23 protein-coding genes are annotated in these 17030 nt (G+C 43.8%); 8 read left to right on the top strand and 15 right to left on the bottom strand.

All coding sequences use genetic code 11. The features are described from left to right. Positions 1-278 precede the first annotated feature (278 nt). From BLS59_RS09305 to BLS59_RS09295, 3 genes are all read right to left on the bottom strand, one after another. The gene (locus BLS59_RS09305; protein WP_091148190.1) at positions 279-473 is read right to left on the bottom strand and encodes a Rossmann-fold NAD(P)-binding domain-containing protein; all 195 of its coding nucleotides are present in this window, start codon (positions 471-473) and stop codon (positions 279-281) included. 83 nt (positions 474-556) lie between these two features. Then, the gene (locus tag BLS59_RS09300) at positions 557-1018 is read right to left on the bottom strand and encodes an SDR family NAD(P)-dependent oxidoreductase (RefSeq protein WP_091148188.1); all 462 of its coding nucleotides are present in this window, start codon (positions 1016-1018) and stop codon (positions 557-559) included. A 35-nt stretch (positions 1019-1053) separates the two neighbouring features. Then, the gene (locus tag BLS59_RS09295; protein WP_091148181.1) at positions 1054-1491 is read right to left on the bottom strand and encodes an SRPBCC family protein; all 438 of its coding nucleotides are present in this window, start codon (positions 1489-1491) and stop codon (positions 1054-1056) included. A gap of 73 nt (positions 1492-1564) precedes the next feature. Here BLS59_RS09295 and BLS59_RS09290 point away from each other — a divergent pair, with 73 nt between their 5' ends. Further along, positions 1565-1909 (top strand): winged helix-turn-helix transcriptional regulator, encoded by a 345-nt coding sequence (locus BLS59_RS09290; RefSeq protein ID WP_091148180.1) that lies wholly within the window; start codon positions 1565-1567, stop codon positions 1907-1909. A 266-nt stretch (positions 1910-2175) separates the two neighbouring features. On the opposite strand, the gene BLS59_RS09285 is transcribed toward BLS59_RS09290, so the two are convergent. Both BLS59_RS09285 and BLS59_RS09280 read right to left on the bottom strand, forming a co-directional pair. After that, the gene (locus BLS59_RS09285) at positions 2176-2373 is read right to left on the bottom strand and encodes a DUF3606 domain-containing protein (protein ID WP_091148179.1); all 198 of its coding nucleotides are present in this window, start codon (positions 2371-2373) and stop codon (positions 2176-2178) included. Next, positions 2357-2686, bottom strand: a complete 330-nt coding sequence (locus BLS59_RS09280) for a hypothetical protein (RefSeq protein WP_091148178.1) — start codon at positions 2684-2686, stop codon at positions 2357-2359. Before BLS59_RS09280 ends, BLS59_RS09285 begins: the two co-directional genes overlap by 17 nt. 129 nt (positions 2687-2815) lie before the next feature. On the opposite strand from BLS59_RS09280, the gene BLS59_RS09275 reads away from it, so the two are divergent. Next, complete coding sequence (locus tag BLS59_RS09275) at positions 2816-3400, top strand: helix-turn-helix transcriptional regulator (RefSeq protein ID WP_240315199.1); 585 nt, start codon at positions 2816-2818, stop codon at positions 3398-3400. After that, positions 3400-4086 (top strand): nucleotidyl transferase AbiEii/AbiGii toxin family protein, encoded by a 687-nt coding sequence (locus BLS59_RS09270; protein WP_091148175.1) that lies wholly within the window; start codon positions 3400-3402, stop codon positions 4084-4086. The genes BLS59_RS09275 and BLS59_RS09270 overlap by 1 nt, the downstream gene beginning before the upstream one ends. 242 nt (positions 4087-4328) lie before the next feature. Here the strand turns inward: BLS59_RS09270 and BLS59_RS09265 are convergent, their stop codons facing one another. From BLS59_RS09265 to BLS59_RS09250, 4 genes are all read right to left on the bottom strand, one after another. Continuing rightward, entirely contained in the window at positions 4329-4610 is a 282-nt protein-coding gene (locus BLS59_RS09265; RefSeq protein ID WP_091148170.1) for a hypothetical protein, read from the bottom strand. After that, positions 4607-5539 carry an SDR family NAD(P)-dependent oxidoreductase gene (locus tag BLS59_RS09260; protein ID WP_091148168.1) on the bottom strand — a complete coding sequence of 311 codons (933 nt, stop codon included), beginning with the start codon at positions 5537-5539 and terminating at the stop codon, positions 4607-4609. Before BLS59_RS09260 ends, BLS59_RS09265 begins: the two co-directional genes overlap by 4 nt. A gap of 231 nt (positions 5540-5770) precedes the next feature. Further along, complete coding sequence (locus BLS59_RS09255; protein WP_091148166.1) at positions 5771-6208, bottom strand: MarR family winged helix-turn-helix transcriptional regulator; 438 nt, start codon at positions 6206-6208, stop codon at positions 5771-5773. Between the two features lie 413 nt (positions 6209-6621). After that, positions 6622-7782, bottom strand: a complete 1161-nt coding sequence (locus BLS59_RS09250; RefSeq protein WP_240315198.1) for a phage integrase SAM-like domain-containing protein — start codon at positions 7780-7782, stop codon at positions 6622-6624. A gap of 238 nt (positions 7783-8020) precedes the next feature. Here BLS59_RS09250 and BLS59_RS09245 point away from each other — a divergent pair, with 238 nt between their 5' ends. From BLS59_RS09245 to BLS59_RS09235, 3 genes are all read left to right on the top strand, one after another. After that, positions 8021-9667 (top strand): ATP-binding protein, encoded by a 1647-nt coding sequence (locus BLS59_RS09245; RefSeq protein WP_240315213.1) that lies wholly within the window; start codon positions 8021-8023, stop codon positions 9665-9667. A gap of 92 nt (positions 9668-9759) precedes the next feature. Then, entirely contained in the window at positions 9760-10167 is a 408-nt protein-coding gene (locus tag BLS59_RS09240; RefSeq protein ID WP_162842595.1) for a response regulator, read from the top strand. Beyond that, positions 10164-10667 (top strand): DUF892 family protein, encoded by a 504-nt coding sequence (locus BLS59_RS09235; protein ID WP_091148162.1) that lies wholly within the window; start codon positions 10164-10166, stop codon positions 10665-10667. The genes BLS59_RS09240 and BLS59_RS09235 overlap by 4 nt, the downstream gene beginning before the upstream one ends. A 10-nt stretch (positions 10668-10677) precedes the next feature. On the opposite strand, the gene xth is transcribed toward BLS59_RS09235, so the two are convergent. Next, on the bottom strand, positions 10678-11520 hold the full coding sequence (gene xth / locus BLS59_RS09230) for an exodeoxyribonuclease III (protein WP_317039755.1): 843 nt from the start codon (positions 11518-11520) through the stop codon (positions 10678-10680). Further along, positions 11462-11707 (bottom strand): DUF2630 family protein, encoded by a 246-nt coding sequence (locus tag BLS59_RS09225; protein ID WP_091148157.1) that lies wholly within the window; start codon positions 11705-11707, stop codon positions 11462-11464. The genes xth and BLS59_RS09225 overlap by 59 nt, the downstream gene beginning before the upstream one ends. Before the next feature lie 97 nt (positions 11708-11804). Here BLS59_RS09225 and BLS59_RS09220 point away from each other — a divergent pair, with 97 nt between their 5' ends. Next, a complete protein-coding gene (locus BLS59_RS09220) occupies positions 11805-12098 on the top strand; it encodes a hypothetical protein (protein WP_091148155.1) in 294 nt (97 codons plus the stop codon). 16 nt (positions 12099-12114) lie between these two features. Here BLS59_RS09220 and BLS59_RS09215 read toward each other — a convergent pair whose 3' ends face one another. From BLS59_RS09215 to uvrA, 4 genes are read right to left on the bottom strand one after another with little or no spacing between them, the layout of a single operon-like run. After that, entirely contained in the window at positions 12115-12459 is a 345-nt protein-coding gene (locus BLS59_RS09215) for a nuclear transport factor 2 family protein (RefSeq protein WP_091148153.1), read from the bottom strand. 58 nt (positions 12460-12517) lie between these two features. Next, positions 12518-13057 carry a hypothetical protein gene (locus BLS59_RS09210; protein ID WP_091148150.1) on the bottom strand — a complete coding sequence of 180 codons (540 nt, stop codon included), beginning with the start codon at positions 13055-13057 and terminating at the stop codon, positions 12518-12520. Further along, positions 13054-13788 carry an SDR family NAD(P)-dependent oxidoreductase gene (locus tag BLS59_RS09205; RefSeq protein ID WP_091148148.1) on the bottom strand — a complete coding sequence of 245 codons (735 nt, stop codon included), beginning with the start codon at positions 13786-13788 and terminating at the stop codon, positions 13054-13056. Before BLS59_RS09205 ends, BLS59_RS09210 begins: the two co-directional genes overlap by 4 nt. A 10-nt stretch (positions 13789-13798) precedes the next feature. Next, entirely contained in the window at positions 13799-16321 is a 2523-nt protein-coding gene (gene uvrA, locus BLS59_RS09200) for an excinuclease ABC subunit UvrA (protein WP_091148146.1), read from the bottom strand. A 186-nt stretch (positions 16322-16507) separates the two neighbouring features. Here uvrA and BLS59_RS09195 point away from each other — a divergent pair, with 186 nt between their 5' ends. Next, entirely contained in the window at positions 16508-16924 is a 417-nt protein-coding gene (locus BLS59_RS09195; protein ID WP_143014083.1) for a hypothetical protein, read from the top strand. Positions 16925-17030 lie beyond the last annotated feature (106 nt).

The raw sequence follows: 17030 nt of genomic DNA, 5'->3' as shown, positions 1-17030 counted from the left end.
ATGGGCGCCCATTTTCAACGCTTAGGCAATAAGTGTGCAAGGCGGATAAAATGTTAAGGCCTAAGCACAGCAAAAATATATATTAAAAGTCTACGCTTGTATGGTCGTACTTTTCGTCCGCCGGTTGGTAACTTTATTTCAACGAGGTACTATTAATTACAAAACAACAATAAACGTTATCTTCTCCAGGCGTTCTTATATTTCTTTAAATCATTTCCAGTTAAAAGACGTTAAACTAATTCAGAAGGTATAGACTTTACCCATTGAAGTGCCGTTATCTATCCAGGATTTACGGCCATTAAAGCATCCTCCGGCGACTTCAGAAATAACTGGTATATTTTTTCGGTATCTCCCACATGTATTTCCAATTCATCCTTTTCAAAACTTTTCATGAAAATGGAAGCTACTTCAGCAGCGCTTATTTTGGGCACATCTAATCCTTTAGCCAAAGGCGTTTCAGTTAAAGGAGGCATCAGGTCAAAAAATTTAATATTTGATCCTTTTCTTTTTAGCGCCAGCCGAGACGCCAGACAGTAGGAATGCAAGGCCGCCTTAGTTACACTATAAGTTGGATAATTGAGATTAGGAACAAACGCGAGGCCAGATGTTGTACTACAAAAGCCGCCTCTTTCTTGTTATTTAAAATCGGTTCCAGTGCGTGCGTCAGCCTGATATTTGCAAAATAGTTAGTGCCCATTTCAGATTTTGCGTAAGCCAGATCAAATTCATTGCTATACAGGCTATAATCATTAGCTGCGCCGGCGTTCAGTATCGCTACATTTAAATCGCTATGATTCAACTTAATGGTTTGAATGAGTTTATTTAAATCATTGTCATTAGTCAGATCGGTGGTAATGGCAGTGGAATTATTTAATTTCTTGGCTTCTGTTTCAAGCAGGTCTGCGCTTTTATCCACCATGATGAGCTTATTGTTTTTCCCGCTAAACAATTTTGCTATCTCGAGTCCGATACCGCTCGCGGCCCCGGTAATTAAAATAGTGTTTCCTGAGGTTTTCATAAGTTTTATTTAAATGGTTTATTGAAGATTAAGAATCAATGATGCTCAAGAAAATGTCTGAGCTTGTTGCCGAGAATTTCAACCCATCCATCCTCAAATCGTTTTCTTGCGAAATGCGGATCGGTTGGAAAACTTGAAAGGCCGGTATGCGTAAGTTTAAGTTTAGTTTGATTACCCTCTTCGGTTATTTCAAAAATCACTTCTGAATAACCGGGATAACCGATGTAGGTCCAGCTGTGTGCCAAAAGCTTTTCTCTTATGACCTGCGTAACCCGCCATTCTTTTTGAAATGGCGAACCGTCATTTATAAATTCAAAATTGAAGCCAACAACAGGCTCAAACTTTTTCAGCTGAGGGAAATACCATTCGCGCATACTGTTTTCATTAGTAAGCGCCAGCCACACTTTCTCAATTGGGGCGTTATAAATCAGTTCTAATACAAATGGAGTATCCATAGATCCTTTTGTCTGCATTGCTATAAGTTGATAACGGCCAAAATTTGGGGAAGTTTGACCGGGTTAGTATCTTTGAGGATACCAAAATAAAATGCAAGACATCGAAAAACATTTGCTCCACCGTGACGTGCAGGACGCACTGGAACTAATAGGCGGCCGGTGGCGCGGTGCTATCATGACATCATTATGCGGCAGCCCTAAACGTTTCTCAGAATTGAAGGAAGATCTGAAACCAATTACCTCACGCGTATTGACAAAAGAGTTAAGGTATCTCGAACAGAATAAGCTGATTAATGTAGAGCGAAGCACAGCGGCTGCAAATTCAGTGCTTTATACGCACTCCGAACACGGCAGTAGTTGTGGGCCAATTATCTTGCAACTGCGTGACTGGGCCATAAAACATCGCGAAATCATGCTTGAATATTTGAAAGAATAAAAGGAATTCAGGATTTATGTGATTCCCGATTTTTACAAAATAACAGACATGTTGCTTCTGCAATCTGATCAGCACCGGCCTGACTTATGATGATGCCTTCGCCCTGGTTAAAAAAGTGCGTACTTTTATTAATCCGCGTCCCGGCCAGATAGACAGGTTGAAAGAACTGGAAAAATATTACCAGGAGAAAGGACGGTCCAACAATATTATTTAGCACCGAGTAGTAGCTGGCCAAGCTCCGCCATTATTTTACACGAGCAGGCTTACTAACTGCTCTGGCGGCTTTGTTGTTTTCGGTAGAGATAGGCTTCAACAATTTTCGCAGAAGAACCAACAGCGTTGATCGCTGCTTTTAACTGAACTTTGGTTACGTTTAACCGGTCTGCCCAGGCCCGCAGTTCGGTATCATTTGGCTTACTGATCGGTTCTACGGTGACTTGTTGCTGATTATGACTGAGCTGCATCTTTATTCTTTTTAATTTTTTCCGGACTGGTTTCACTAACGATTTTTGCTTTTCTAACTGGTTTTGCTTTTTCTGGTTTAGCAACAGCAGTTTCTATTTTCTCCGGTTTTGCAGGTTGTACTGGCTTCACTTCTTTGGCGATTTTCTTCGCCAGTTTCTTCGAGCCTTTTCCGATCTTTTTTGCCAGCTTAGTTGTGCCTTTACCCAACTTGGTAGTCACTGTTTTCAGTTCACTTATCAAGCCCGTTTCGATCTCTTTTTCGATTTTCTTGGTCTCGGCTTTAACCTTTGATTTTAATTCGCTCTTTTTCATTGGATTATATTATCCAAAGGTAAGTTATCAATACATTAAATTCATATTATCATTATGTTAACTATTGAATGATCGCCTTCAGTACAGGGATTCTTGGATACAATTTTTATTATTGAAAGTTAAAGTGCAATGAAGATAGCTGTAAGCAAGAAATTCATACAAACACCAATAAGAAGTTGCAAAAATAAACAGTTTTGTTTATTTTTGAGTATGGAGCAATGGATAGAGAAATATCGCGGTATAGATCCCAGGGCTATTTTGGGTCGTGAATTGAAGAAGAAAAAACTAAAGCAATCAGCTTTCGCCCAGAAAATCAAACTTCCGGCTCAAACCCTGAATGCTATCTTGAAAGGCAAAAGGAATATTACAACAGAAGTTGCACTTCGGATAGACCATGAACTTGGTTTAGAAGAAAGTACGATGGCCATCCTGCAAGCGATGTATAATACTAAACTGATCAAGCAAAAAATAAATAGCAACTACAAGCCTGACACCAATAAAATCCGTAAAATCCTTTTTTGGGATACGGATTTTGAAAAAATCGATTGGCATCAAAAAAAGAATGCCGTTATCCAGCGGGTTTGGGAACGCGGAAACGAAATGGAAAAAAGTGAGATCCAGCATTTTTATGGAATTGATGCAGTAGAAAAAGCCCTTTCGCAAAAACGTATTCCTATGCCGGCTCCGTCATTATCACATCAAAAGAACAGCTGATGTTACATTGGGAGACAGTATCGGAAGACCTTAAGCAGACCTTGCTTATTTTAATGGAGGCAGATGTTTTAAAGGATTACCGACTTGTCGGTGGAACGGCTTTAAGTCTCTATCTGGGGCACAGAATGTCTGTGGATATCGACCTATTTACGGACGCTGCTAATTATGGTAAGATCGACTATAATGAAATAGAGGAATTTCTAATAGATACTTTTCCTTATGTAAGCGGTGATTTTGGCGGTGTGCCTGTGTTTGGTAAAGGATATGTCATTGGAAAAGACAAAGACAATGCGGTGAAAGTAGATATCTACTATGCAAGTGAGTCATTTACTCAGGAAGCAGTCGAGTCCGATGGTATCCGTCTTGCAACTATTGATGATATCGTTGCAATGAAAACAGATGTGATTTCACGCGGAGGTAGGAAAAAAGATTTTTGGGATCTGCATGAATTACTCGATAGTTATACAATTGATAAGATGATTGCCCTGCACGCAGCTACTTATGAATGGACACATGACGAAAATGGCATCGTTAACAATTTCACTGATTTTGCACAGGTGGACGAAGATTTTGATCCAATTTGTTTAAAAGGAAAAGAATGGGCCTTTATCAAAGATGATTTCGAAGAAGCACTAAAAAAGTTAGAGAACGGCACTGATCCTAAAAGCCCTTCTGCGAAAACATAGTCAGCCCGAAACTGATGGCGATACGAGAAAGGTTTAAAAAGCTGATGATTATTTAAACTGAAAATAGGCAATGCAATTGCGGTTAAGGCCATGAAAATAAAGCAATGGCACCGAGCCGTTTGATTACTTGCCATCGGTAAATTTCCCCATAACCTTTTTGTTATTCCCGATATGCATGACTAAAAGGATCAGCATCGGCGCGGTCAGGCCATTGTGAAGTTTATTTGGCGTAATTTCTCGTGTTAATTTTTTTTCAATTTTTCAATAATTTGATTCTGCAATTTCTTTTTAAAATCGTCGTCAAGTTTAACGCCTCCGGTGATCTGCGGTTTATGGAAAAGCTTATAGACCAATTTATTGATCACAATACTTTGCTGCTCAAACATCCGGCACTCGGAGCAACATATCAAGTGTGCCTTCAGCTCCAATTTCTCGCGGATAGTCAATTTGTCTATTTGTTTTTTCTCGATAAGCCATGTCGCTTTCCTGCAGTTGTAGGCAATATTTTTTAACGTATTTTTCAAGCCTGGTTTATGAAACGGTGAATGGCGATATCGGCGTTATCTTGAAAAGAGGTGTTTTTTAAATCAGTATAAAAAGTGCTCTGATCAACCACATCCCCTGATAATTTACCCTCTTTACTTGCATAAAAAACGCCGCTTTTATATCGATCTTCCGAAACGCCATCGACAAAACGTTTTACACCTACTTCTAAACTATGTACCATGTCTCCTAATAACGGAAATACAATAGGCATCATAATATATTTCAACATAAAGCGCATTGGCCCGGGCAAACTATCCGGTGCCCCGGTTCCCTTCGTGTTCCCAGGACTCATCACAACAAATTTGAGGTTAGGATATTTTCTGGCCATTGCTAAAGTCCACATCGTTCCTGCATATTTCACGTATCCATACGCTTGCGTTACATCGAACTTTTTTCCAAAATAGGTTCCATTAAGAACGCCGGCAAACTCATCTACAGACGAAGTCCCCATGGTAACCGGTTTCATTCCGAGACTCTTTACTCCGGGAACCGCTTCCGCACTTACGAACAGCACTGTTTTTTTTAACTTATCGTGCTTTATTAATTCCTCTACTAAAATGACATTACCTAAGATATTAGTAGCGGCTAATTGATTCATTCCTGAACGCGTTATGTTCTCTGCAGTTTTCCCAACCATTCCACCAGCGTTTAAAATTACGGCATCGACAGGTTCCTTTATTTTTCCTACTGCATTTCTTACTGAATCGGCATCGGAAACATCTCCAATTATAATTTCAAAAATCTTTTTTCCCGTTTGGGCCTCAAGATCCTTTTTTGCAGCCTCGGCTTTCACTTGGTTTCTACAAAAAAGAATCACTTTTTTTGTTTCTTTTTTCAGTGCTAACTGGCGGGCAGCTTCTTTCCCAAGCCCCGCATTTGCTCCGGTGATTAATATACTTTCGTTCATTTTTTCAAGTCTTTTTTGGTGGTTAACTAAATATGAATTATTAATTCGATTATGCAATAGTACGGTTATCGAATTAAATTATCAAATCAAATCGGTTTATTAAATTACAATGACATTGATTACATAATAGGTTTATTTTACTTCCCCATCTTCATTAATGAAGATGAGCGCAGTATTGCGTTATTACGGAATTAAAATAGTACCATTAACGTAATAAACAAACAAAAAAAATTAAAGCTGGATTGAACTGGCGAGTTGAGCGAGATTAGCAATAAGTGTTACCTTCTCCACCTCAGTCAAATGGCCTAATACCTTTTTAGCTACGATTTCTCTCCTGTTTTGAAATTCCTTATACGAGGCTTTTCCTTTCCGGTCAAGTTCGACTTTAACGACACGCCGGTCGTCGTTAGAATTATACCGCAAAAGAAATTTATTGGTGACGAGCTTATCAACAATGGTAGTCAATGTGCTCAGTGGAGCTTGTATATAATCAGCTATATCACTCATTTTGACACTCCTTTTTTCCCCGATAAATGCGATAATGAATAACTCTTTTTCGTTTAAATTACCACAGATCTTGCAGCAATACTCAGACTCACTTTTTATCGCATTATTCAAATTAAACATGACGGATAAGAATTTCTCAGCATTGCCATCTTCTAATACCATATTGATTTTTTAACCTGCTTTAAAATAATGATAATTAACCGCTGCAAAAATAGACGATTAAAATTGAATATTTAGTGCTCGTCAATCTCTGTTCCCCTTTTATTCGATATCCGGTTTAAGTTAATTCAAGGCAAAAGTCACTTCGTCCTTGTTGATAATATCATAGCTAACCAACTCAGCACCAGTCGCTACATTGAAAATTATGAAACCTTAGCAGGGAATAAATTCATCGGTCACGATCAAGTTTTGATGAAAATTTACGATTCAGGCTTGCGGACTTTTTTCTATTTGACCAGCCAGTCTTCTTTTTCATTCCGGTATCCCAAGACAACAAAGTGGAGCTAACCCAACATTATGATTACTAAATCGACGTTTAGATTTAGCAATCATAATGTTCAAGAAATAGTTTACGATCAAGCAGTAACAACTCTCATGGATTTTCGGGAATCGATAGGGTTAAGATTGAAAAATTTTATAGTATTAGGTTCACAATGCTTAATTAAAGTAATTACCTGGAATTGGACATCGTCGACAATACCCCAATCTTTTGCCAAATAAATATCAGTTGTTGAGTGACCATTATCTATATGGTTCAACGCTTCACCAATATCGTCCACGCTCATACGGCAATCGTTTCGAGCCAGGGTACCAAATGTGTGACGCGCCCAATATAAGGTAAGCTCCTCAAGGTTTGTAATTTCCCGCAAACCTTTCATTCCTTTGTACAAGGCGTAATCTAAATAATCATAGGCACCATACCGTGTATTAAGCTTACCTAAATATTTTTCTAACAATGGTTTCGCTTCGTCAACAATCTTTATACTGATAAAAGCCTCGTCCTGTCTACGTCCCTGGGTCTTCGAACGTTTATATTCAAAACGTCCGTTAATCACGTTGGCGGAAGTTGCGTGATAGAAATCAACTGCATTGGTTCCGCACAGATAAAATGACAGCATGAACAGATCCCTGGCGAGTTCGATCCTGCTGTCTTTAGGAACTTGTGTATCACGAATGATAATAACCTGTTCCACATCAAAGCTTCTGGACTTACTGGCAGGCGGTGAACCGACTTTATACCTTGTAAAAGGATAGTGCTTTATACGGAATATACCCAGTTCGTCATTATTGTAACGTCTTTTGGCTTCATTGAATAAAGTTCGCAGGTCCCGCATGTGAGCATGCAAGCCACCTTTTGATAAACCTTTTTCCTGGGTAGTGACTTTATTACCAAACTGGTTGATCCTGATCTGTGTCCGGGGAGATTTCAAAAATCGCTCGTAGGAATAAAGCATATTTGAGTGTATCTCGTTAATAGAGATCTGCGAGCGTCCGAAATAATCGGTTAAGCTGTTTCTGATGTTTCTAAATGTCCTTGAATAGGGTTCACGGTTTTGCTGCTCACTTTTCAGGAAGTCGATGTGCTCATTGGCGAAAGCGACAATATCAATATCCTTATTGTTGTCCTGCAGGTAATCCCTTAGCTGCTCACAGGTAAAAAATTCCAGCCGGTAACCAACAGAGCCAATCAGGATACGGAAGTCATCAAGGGTGTCATCCAGCCATTTGAGAACCATCTTATCCTTGATCTCAAAATCTTTAGTTATCTGTCTTTTTGAGACGAAATGAGGGGAATCAATAAACTTTCTTTCCCCTTTGTGATAGACAACGTACTTCACATTAAAAGTACCGTCAGCTTTTTCATGGTGCGAATAAATCTTTGCACTTACGGTCGTCTATGAAGAAGTATTCGGCAGGTTCTATTGGGATGCTTTCGCCGAAGCACGGTCAGATTATGAGACCGCGTTGACCAGTGTGGTAGAAACCGGCAGAGATTATCAGGCGAGTGAAATCGAATTGATGCTCATCCGGCATGGCCGGGAAGAAACGATCTTCGTTACTTTTGTCTATGCCGCAATCAAAATCAAGGCGGGCAAGGTGACTAAAATAGCTGTCTGGGTACTGGAAAACACCAGGCAGGTCGCTGAACGCGAGAGCAAAGAACTGACAAGGGTCGCTTTCCAGCAGGAACGTGACCGGCTTAAAAGCTTTTTCATGCAGGCACCTGTCGGCATTTGTATCCTGGGCGGCGAGGCGCTCACCTTTGAATTGGTTAATCCACTCTACCAGCAATTATTCCCCGGCCGGGATCTCATCGGTAAACCACTGCTGGACGCCGTTCCCGAGATCAGGGATCAGCCGATATGGGAGATTTTGCAGCAGGTTTACCAAACCGGGAAAACCTTTGAAGGAAACAGCTTATTGATCCCGCTATCCAGGACCGATGACGGCCCTGTTGAAGACCGGTATTTTAATTTTATTTATACAGCGCGTACCGGCCTGAACGATGAGATCGACGGCATCATGGTTTTTGTATTTGAGATTACAGAAATACTCGCCGGCCAAAAAGAACTGCAAAAAGCACAGGATATCCTGAACCTCGCTATAGAAGCATCGGAACTGGGAATCTGGCGCGCAGATTTTGGCAGCGATCAGTTGCATATCTCTGACCAGACCCGTGCCATTCACGGCGTACCGGCAGGAAAGCAGTTAACACTGACCGAGTCATCGGCGATGATCCGGGAGGAATTCCGTGAAAGGGTCATGAAAGGAATAGCCTATGCGGTGGAGCATAAGCAGGACTTTTGTGAAGAATACTGGATCGATCCGATGGATGGCAGTAAATCCCGCTGGTTAAGATCGAACGGCAAAGCCTATTATAACGAAAACGGTGAGCCCTTGTATATTTCCGGCACGATAGCCGATTTGACGGAACAGAAAGAAGATGATATCCGCAAAAGCGATTTTATCGGCATGGTCAGCCATGAGCTTAAAACACCGCTGACTTCACTGACCTCTTACTTGCAGGTCCTCCAATCTAAAGCCACCCAATCATCCGATAGCTTTACCAGGGGAGCATTAGATCAGTCGGTCAAACAGGTTAAAAAAATGACGACCATGATCAACAGCTTCCTAAACATTTCCCGTCTGGAATCCGGCAAAATCCATATCGACCGACAGACCTTCGACATGGCCATCTTAGTGAAAGAAACCGAAGCGGAAACGGTTGTCATGAACAACAGCCACACCTTTATTTTTCACCCGGTTGAACGGACAATGGTCAACGCGGACCGCGATAAGATCGGCCAGATAATCAGTAATTTTATTAGCAATGCCGTTAAATATTCTAAGCCGGGCTCAACAATACAAATCGCCTGCGTGAGTGAAGGAAATGAAGCGCGTTTCAGTGTCAGTGACGAAGGAATGGGAATCAGTCCGGAAGATACCGGGCGGCTCTTTGAGCGCTATTACCGCGTAAAAAACAACACCTCCATATCCGGTTTTGGCATCGGTTTGTACCTCTGCGCGGAGATCATCATGCGCCATGAAGGCAGGATATGGGTAGAGAGCGAGGCGGGCAAAGGATCGGTATTTTACTTCAGCCTCTCGCTCGAAAGATAGCTGATTTATTACGTACATTTACCAATACCCCAAAAACGGCATCCAACTCGTTAGAAAGTTTCTTTCTCTTTTTGGTTTCAAAACATAGAAAGATGGAAATAATCATTCAGGAAACAAACCAGGACATTCTGGAAATTTTAAAGTACGCTTTGGAGCAGGAAGGATTCGAGGTATATGCCATGTTGGATAGTGAAGATGATATCCTCGCTCTCATAAATGAATACCGGCCGCACGTAGTCATGCTCGATTATCGTTTAGACGGAAAAGTTTGCCTGGCGGTATTAGAAAAGATCAAGCTGAAATACCCTCACCTGCCAGTGATCGCCATGAGCTGTAACAATAATATCAATGAGGAATACAGCCGGGCCGGTTTCAATGATTATATTTCCAAACCTTTCGACCTTGATCATTTATATATGACCTTAAGGAAATATATTCCCAAGCACATTCCAAAAGACGTCATCATTGATATTTTGAAAAAAACACCACTGGCTCCATGAAAAAGATCGATCAGTCGCTGAACAGCACTTCGCTGGGCGTTGTATTTATGGAGCAGTTGAGCATCCTGTATAACGCGAAGGTAATTCTCACGGAACGTTTACCGGAATTAGCCAGCCAGGCCACCTTTCAAAATTTGAAGCATGCGCTGGCAGAAGATTGGGAAGAGACAAAACTGCAAATGATCGCGCTGAAAACAATCTTTCAATTAATGCAGGAATCCTGGCTTACTCATCATTGCTTCGGCATGATCGCGGTTATTGATGAGGCGCATAAACAAGTAAGTTTTAACCGCGACAAGCATTATGAAAGCGATATGTCGATCCTGTGTTACATGGCAGTGATCGAAAACATGCAGGTGGGCGCCAGTCAAATCCTGAACCTCATGGCGTTGAAATTAGCTTACCAACCGTATGCCCAACTGGTTTTGGAATGTCTGGATATCGCTAAAGATAATTCACGCCTAATAATGTGCGTTGCGGCGGAATATTTGGAAGATTAAAGCGGCCAACTTATTGTAATTCGATCCATAACGGTGCGTGGTCACTGCTATGCGGCCAGCCGCGCACATCTGCATCCACCACGCCCCTGAGTAATCGCTCCGCTAATTGCTTATTCAACAAGAAATGGTCAAGTCTTAATCCCGCATTTCTGCCGTAGGCATCACGTAAGTAATCCCAAAAGGTATAAATGCGTTTGTCAGGATACAAGGACCGCAATGCATCCGTCCAGCCCTGTTCCAGCAACTCCATCCAAAGCTCCCGTGCTTCGGGCCGGAACAGCGCATTATTGACATATTTTTCCGGCTTATAGGTATCCAGGTTAGTTGGCATGATATTGTAATCACCGATCAGCGCCACCGGTAAACCAAAAGATTTCAGTTTTAGCGCATGGGACGTGAGCCGCATGATCCACCTGATTTTGTAATCAAATTTTAGGCCCGGGTAAGGATTGCCGTTCGGCAGGTATAGACAGCCGATCACTATGCCATTGATAAAAGCTTCAATATACCGGCCGTGTGTATCATTTGGATCGCCGTCTAAACCCCGGCGGGTTTCTTTGATTTCATGGCGCGACAGGATCGCCACCCCGTTCCAGCTTTGCTGTCCGTGCCAGATCGCATGATAGCCAAAGTCCAGCAGCGCTCTTGCCGGAAAGTCCTTATCGGTACACTTCAGCTCCTGTAAACAGACCACATCCGGCTCCGCTTCCTCCAGCCAGCGCAGTAGGTTCGTGAGCCGGCCATTGATGCCATTGATATTCCAGGTCGCTATCTTCACCCGAAAATAACAGTCATTAGTCTTTGTAGTTTTCGATAGTATCGCTGGAACGTATTTCTGCCCTATTCGGATCATCACCCGCATCGCGTAAGGCCCGGCGCTGGCGCAAAAGGTCCCAGTACTGATCCAGTTCAGATTTGACAGTATGCAGGTCTTTCACTTCCTGGTCAGACAGGTCGGACTTGCCGTATAAATGTTCCTCTTTTTCGGTTAACTGTTTGATGTGTGCCAGTACAGCCTGGTCATTGGTGTTCTTTTCCATGGTGGGATAAGCGTTGGTTGAGCCTAATGTTTGAAGATATACGAACTATTTCAATAATGAGTGAAACTTAATCCGGCTTTAACGCTTATGCAAGCCTATGGCAACTATCAAAAATCTTCAGCCACTCAGCGCAGAAAAGCTGTTTGACGTATTAAAAACAGAATTCGCGGATTATATCAACGGCAAACTAGATTCCAATCTTTCCATTGAATATGCGCACGTCTATGATGAGATCAACGTATCGTTTCCCGAAGTGATCGACAGACCGGCACTGAATATAACAGTAACGGATGTGGAACTGACGGTAACGGTTTTGGCGATCGAATCAGATTATAACACCGATCTGCTGGAAGAAAACATGATTGTATTCCTGGAAGAAAAGGCCGGTTAATTATCCCTGCCCTGGCTTACTCAATATCCATTTGCTGCAATAAGCCATCCCTGATCACATAAACGTGCTTCACCTGACCGTCAAATAAAATTTGCCCGGTTAGGTCTTTCACCAACTGGTAAACCTGCACTTCGACTTTGCCGTCGGGGCGCACGGTCACACCTATGGGTTCTACTTTCGGATCGATCTCACCCCATTGCCTGGTCCAGTATTCCTTCACCGCTTCATAGCCGGTCACGTAACCGCCCTCAAAAGCCTTTGGCCAATGAATATCCGGATGCATAACGGACAAAACGGTATCAATTTCGCGGTTATTAAATCCCGCGTACGCTTTTTCAATTAAGACTTGATTACTCAGCATGTTTCTCGTTTTATAGGGTGTGCATCATAAGTAGTAAATATCACCCGATTCCCGAAAATTATAATTTCAGGAGTAAAGCATGGAATTGAGCTAAAATCTGGCTCCGCAGTTCAACGTCGCCGGAAGTCATTTCCCCGATTAGTTTAAGCTTGCTTTGGAGATAGTCTTCGGCGTGGTGCCGGTCATGCGCCATCATCCAATCCGCGTTGTAAGAAAGATCAGCGTATTTAACCGTTTGTGCATCAGCGCTGACTTGCGCCAGGCGTTCATCCTCCAAAGCTTTGCGCATCTTTTTCGGCAGCGGATTTTTAGCTTTGGTAAAATGCCGGGTCAGTTCGGTCACGCAGCCGCCGATATGTTCCGTCTCTTCCGGGTTATAACCAAAACCCTTCAATTGCTCCAGCAGCACAGTCAATGTAACTGCCGTTTTTTCCAGCACATCATGACACAACCCGATCTCGAAGCTCAGCGGCGCTGCACTGGCTACGCGGTTGGCCACCGCTAACACATGATCCAGATAAGGCGCAATGGTTTCCTTAATGAGTTGCCCCTCATGCTGCGCTTTTACCCAATTAATTAATTTTAGCCTGCGGTTCATGCTCCAAAAGTTACACCGCTGATTTGTTCACACAAACGCAAGAATTCCTCCTGCACAGCCGTATCGTCGGACTTTAACTGGTACCTGGCCTCGCGCTGGTGATGGAAATATTTACCGCTCACCAAAGCGCCGGGGTCATCGCTGACCGCCAGCCAAACCTGCGTTTCGTAACCTTTTTGCAGGTCATCCGGCGCACCGGCACCACCCATCTTAGTCGCTACCCAACCCGGATCAATCGCGTTGGAGTGAACGTTCGGCCATTTTCTGGCCACCACTTTTGCTAAAATCAGATCATGCAGCTTGGAATCACTATAACGAACCTTTGGCGGCTCGGCATTCAACCCGGCGAGTGTTGGATCACCATTCAAATGATCCCCTGAACTTAAATAAATCAGGCGTTTGGGCGGGTCAATCAAACAGGTCAGGATATAGGGCGCAATGGTATTAACCGTCAATATCGTTTGAGCAGGCTTCTGGTACACCCCTGCATTATGGATGATTACATCAAACCTGTCCAGGGCATTTATTTTGCCCGCCAGCCTTTTTGTTTGTTCCATATCCGACAAGTCACCACTTAACGCTGTTTTCGCACCTGGAACTTTTGATAAAGCTTCTTTTGCCCGGCTTTCATTACGGGCATGCAATACCACTTCGTGGCCTTGTTTAACCAGTTCGATGGCAGCTAATTGGCCTAAACCATCAGCGGAGCCAGTGATCAATATTTTTTTCATTTGCTTTGTCTTAAATATGTTTTGCCAAATAGGGTGCTGTTCGGCTGTGTTTGTTTTTCACAATGTCTGCCGGTTTGCCCTCGGCTACGATCTTTCCTCCCGCTTCACCCGCACCCGGCCCGATATCAATCACCCAGTCACTGGCGGCGATTACTTCCATATCATGTTCAACTAAGATCACCGTATTGCCGGCATCAACCAGGCGGTTTAATTGTAACAATAAACGCTCTACATCTGAAGGATGTAAGCCAGTTGTCGGCTCATCCAAAACATAAAGCGTTTGGCCATGCTGTGCCCGCTGGAGTTCGGTCGCCAACTTAATGCGCTGGGCTTCTCCGCCCGAAAGTTCCGTCGCAGGTTGTCCCAAACGCAAATAACCTAAACCCACTTCCCGTACCACTTCCAGTGCCCGGCTGATCGCAGGTTCTTCATCAAAGAAATTGGCGGCTTCGTCGACCGTCAAACCCAAAACTTCAGCGATATTTTTATCCTTGTATTTGACTTCTAAAGTCTTAGGATTATACCTCGTGCCGCCGCAAGTCGGGCAAGGTGTATAAACACTCGGCAGGAACAACAGCTCTACCATCACCATCCCTTCACCCTCACAATGCGGGCAGCGTCCTTTCACCACGTTGAACGAAAAACGACCGGCATCGAATTTCCGCGCCTTAGCCATCGGGGTGGCCGCAAATAATTTGCGCACATGATCGAACAAGCCGGTATAAGTAGCCAGGTTAGACCGTGGCGTCCGGCCAATCGGCTTTTGATCGACGACGACCAAACGTTTAATATTTTTCATTCCCGAACTAATCTTCCCGCCCAAAGTTACGACCTCGCTATTCTCTAATGGATCGGCCTCGGTATCCGTAGAAATATCCACCTGCAAACCCAATTGCTCCGCGACCAGCTCGACCAGCACCTGGCTGACCAGACTGCTCTTCCCCGAACCCGAGACACCCGATACACTAGTTAAGACACCCAGCGGGAAAGCTACATTCAAATCCAACAAATTGTTCCTAGTGATGCCTTCCAGTTTTAACCAGTCTTTCGCAATTCGCGGATCAGTGATCGTTTTGGCCGCGTCGTCATAAATATAATGCCGGGTCAAAGATTCCTTTACTCCCCGCAAACCTTCCGGCAGGCCGCTATACAAAATATGGCCGCCTTTTTCACCTGCTGCCGGCCCGACATCCACGATCCAGTCCGCATGTCGGATGACATCTATCTCGTGCTCCACCACAAACAAAGAATTACCCGATGCTTTCAACTTATCCAAAGCCCGCAAAAGCGCTTCGGTATCCGCCGGGTGCAAACCCGCCGATGGCTCATCCAACACATATACCACCCCAAACAAATTGGATCGCACCTGGGTCGCTAAGCGCAAACGCTGTAATTCGCCCGGCGATAAGGTCGGCGTACTGCGTTCAATCGTCAAATAACCCAAGCCCAGATCGAGCATTACCTGTAAGCGCGCCAGGAAATCTTCAGCGATGCGTTGAGCTACCACCACCTTTTCCGGATGGGCAGTCTCCATTTTCTTTAACGCTGGCGCAACGCCCTTCGCATAAGGCTCAAAGATTGTCGCCAGTTTGTTTAACGCCAGTCGTGAAATCTCGGCAATATCATAGTCCGCGAATTTGATGGACAAAGGCTCCTGCCGCAGCCGTTTGCCATGACATACCGGGCACTCGGTGCTCAGCATATACTGGCTCACCCGCTTCTTCATCAGCGCGCTTTGCGTGTTGGCAAATGTATGCCGTACATAACGGTGCGCTCCAGTGAACGTCCCCATATAATCGGGCTGGCGTTTGCTGGCAATAAAGCGTTTGATCTCGGCATGGGAATAGCCCGAATAAACCGGTACCACTGGCTGCTCCTCGGTAAATAAAATCCAATCACGATCTTTTTTCGGCAGGTCTTTCCAAGGCACATCGATATCATAACCCATCGTGGTCAGGATATCGCGCTGGTTCTGACCCTGCCAGGCCGAGGGCCAGGAAGCGATCGCCTTTTCCCGGATCGTCAGCGTATCGTCCGGCACCATCGTTTTTTCGGTGATCTCGTAAACTTTGCCCAAACCATGGCATTCGGTACATGCTCCTTCCGGCGTATTGGGTGAAAAGGATTCGGCGTAAATAATACTTTGTCCGGCCGGGTAGTCACCCGCCCTGGAATACAGCATCCGCAACAGATTCGATAAAGTCGTTACGCTGCCGACAGATGAACGGGTACTGGCCGCGCCGCGCTGCTGCTGCAAAGCAACAGCCGGAGGCAAACCCTCTATTTCGTCCACCTCAGGAATCGCCATCTGGTTAAACAAACGCCGGGCGTAAGGAGAAACAGATTCCAAATAGCGTCGCTGCGCCTCGGCATATAAAGTACCGAAAGCCAAAGAGGATTTCCCCGATCCGGAGATACCCGTAAATACGACCAGCGCATCCCGTGGGATATCCAGGTTCACATTCTTCAAATTGTGTTCCCGCGCACCCCGGACCCGGACAAAGCCTGTAAAGTCCCTACCTGTTTTAGCCATAGCGTTTAAACAGGCAGATTAAAACTTGGTTTGACTTAAAGTTCGTAAGACTCGAGGATATAAACAAAAATGCCCGGTTTGAGTTCATCCAGCACCGAAATCCGGATGTGGTTTTCGAACTTTTTGCCTGCGGCCACACTCTTTATAACCGGTTTCTCCGGGTGTGCTGTTTTGGAGTAAAACTTAATGATGAATGAGGCTGGACATACAAATCTTACTTTTCAGCAAATTGCAGATGCTGCAATAACAAGCCGTACGGTGCTTTACCGCAGGTGGCCTACCACATTTGACCTGCTTCAGGATGTCTATACCCATAAAGCAAAGAAGCTGTTTGAAGGTAAGTATTTTGATAAAATTGTTGACAATGGCAGTCTGCGCCTGGACTTGCTGCAATTGCTAACGCTCTACCAGAGTATTTATGAAGAGATTGGTGCAGAAGTGTTAAACAACTATTTTTATATCAGGATGCAGGATAAAGAAAACATGAACAAACCTGCTGTTCATGTTACCGCATTAGAGATGCACCTTGGTGCTGTGGAGAAATATTGGAAAATGCGAAAACGCGAGGGGAGCAAATTAAGGCAATTAGTAAAATTACTTTGATGCTTCCTTTTGATCTGATACGAATTGAAAACCTTACCCCGGATTGGTAATATAAATAATCAAAGGCTGGAAGTTATGGTTGATGAAGTTTTACTTCCCGTATTCA

This window comes from Mucilaginibacter pineti, from assembly GCF_900101875.1.
Classification (GTDB): domain Bacteria; phylum Bacteroidota; class Bacteroidia; order Sphingobacteriales; family Sphingobacteriaceae; genus Mucilaginibacter; species Mucilaginibacter pineti.
Note: the sequence above shows the minus strand (reverse complement) of the source record. Positions and strands in the feature narration are given on the sequence as shown.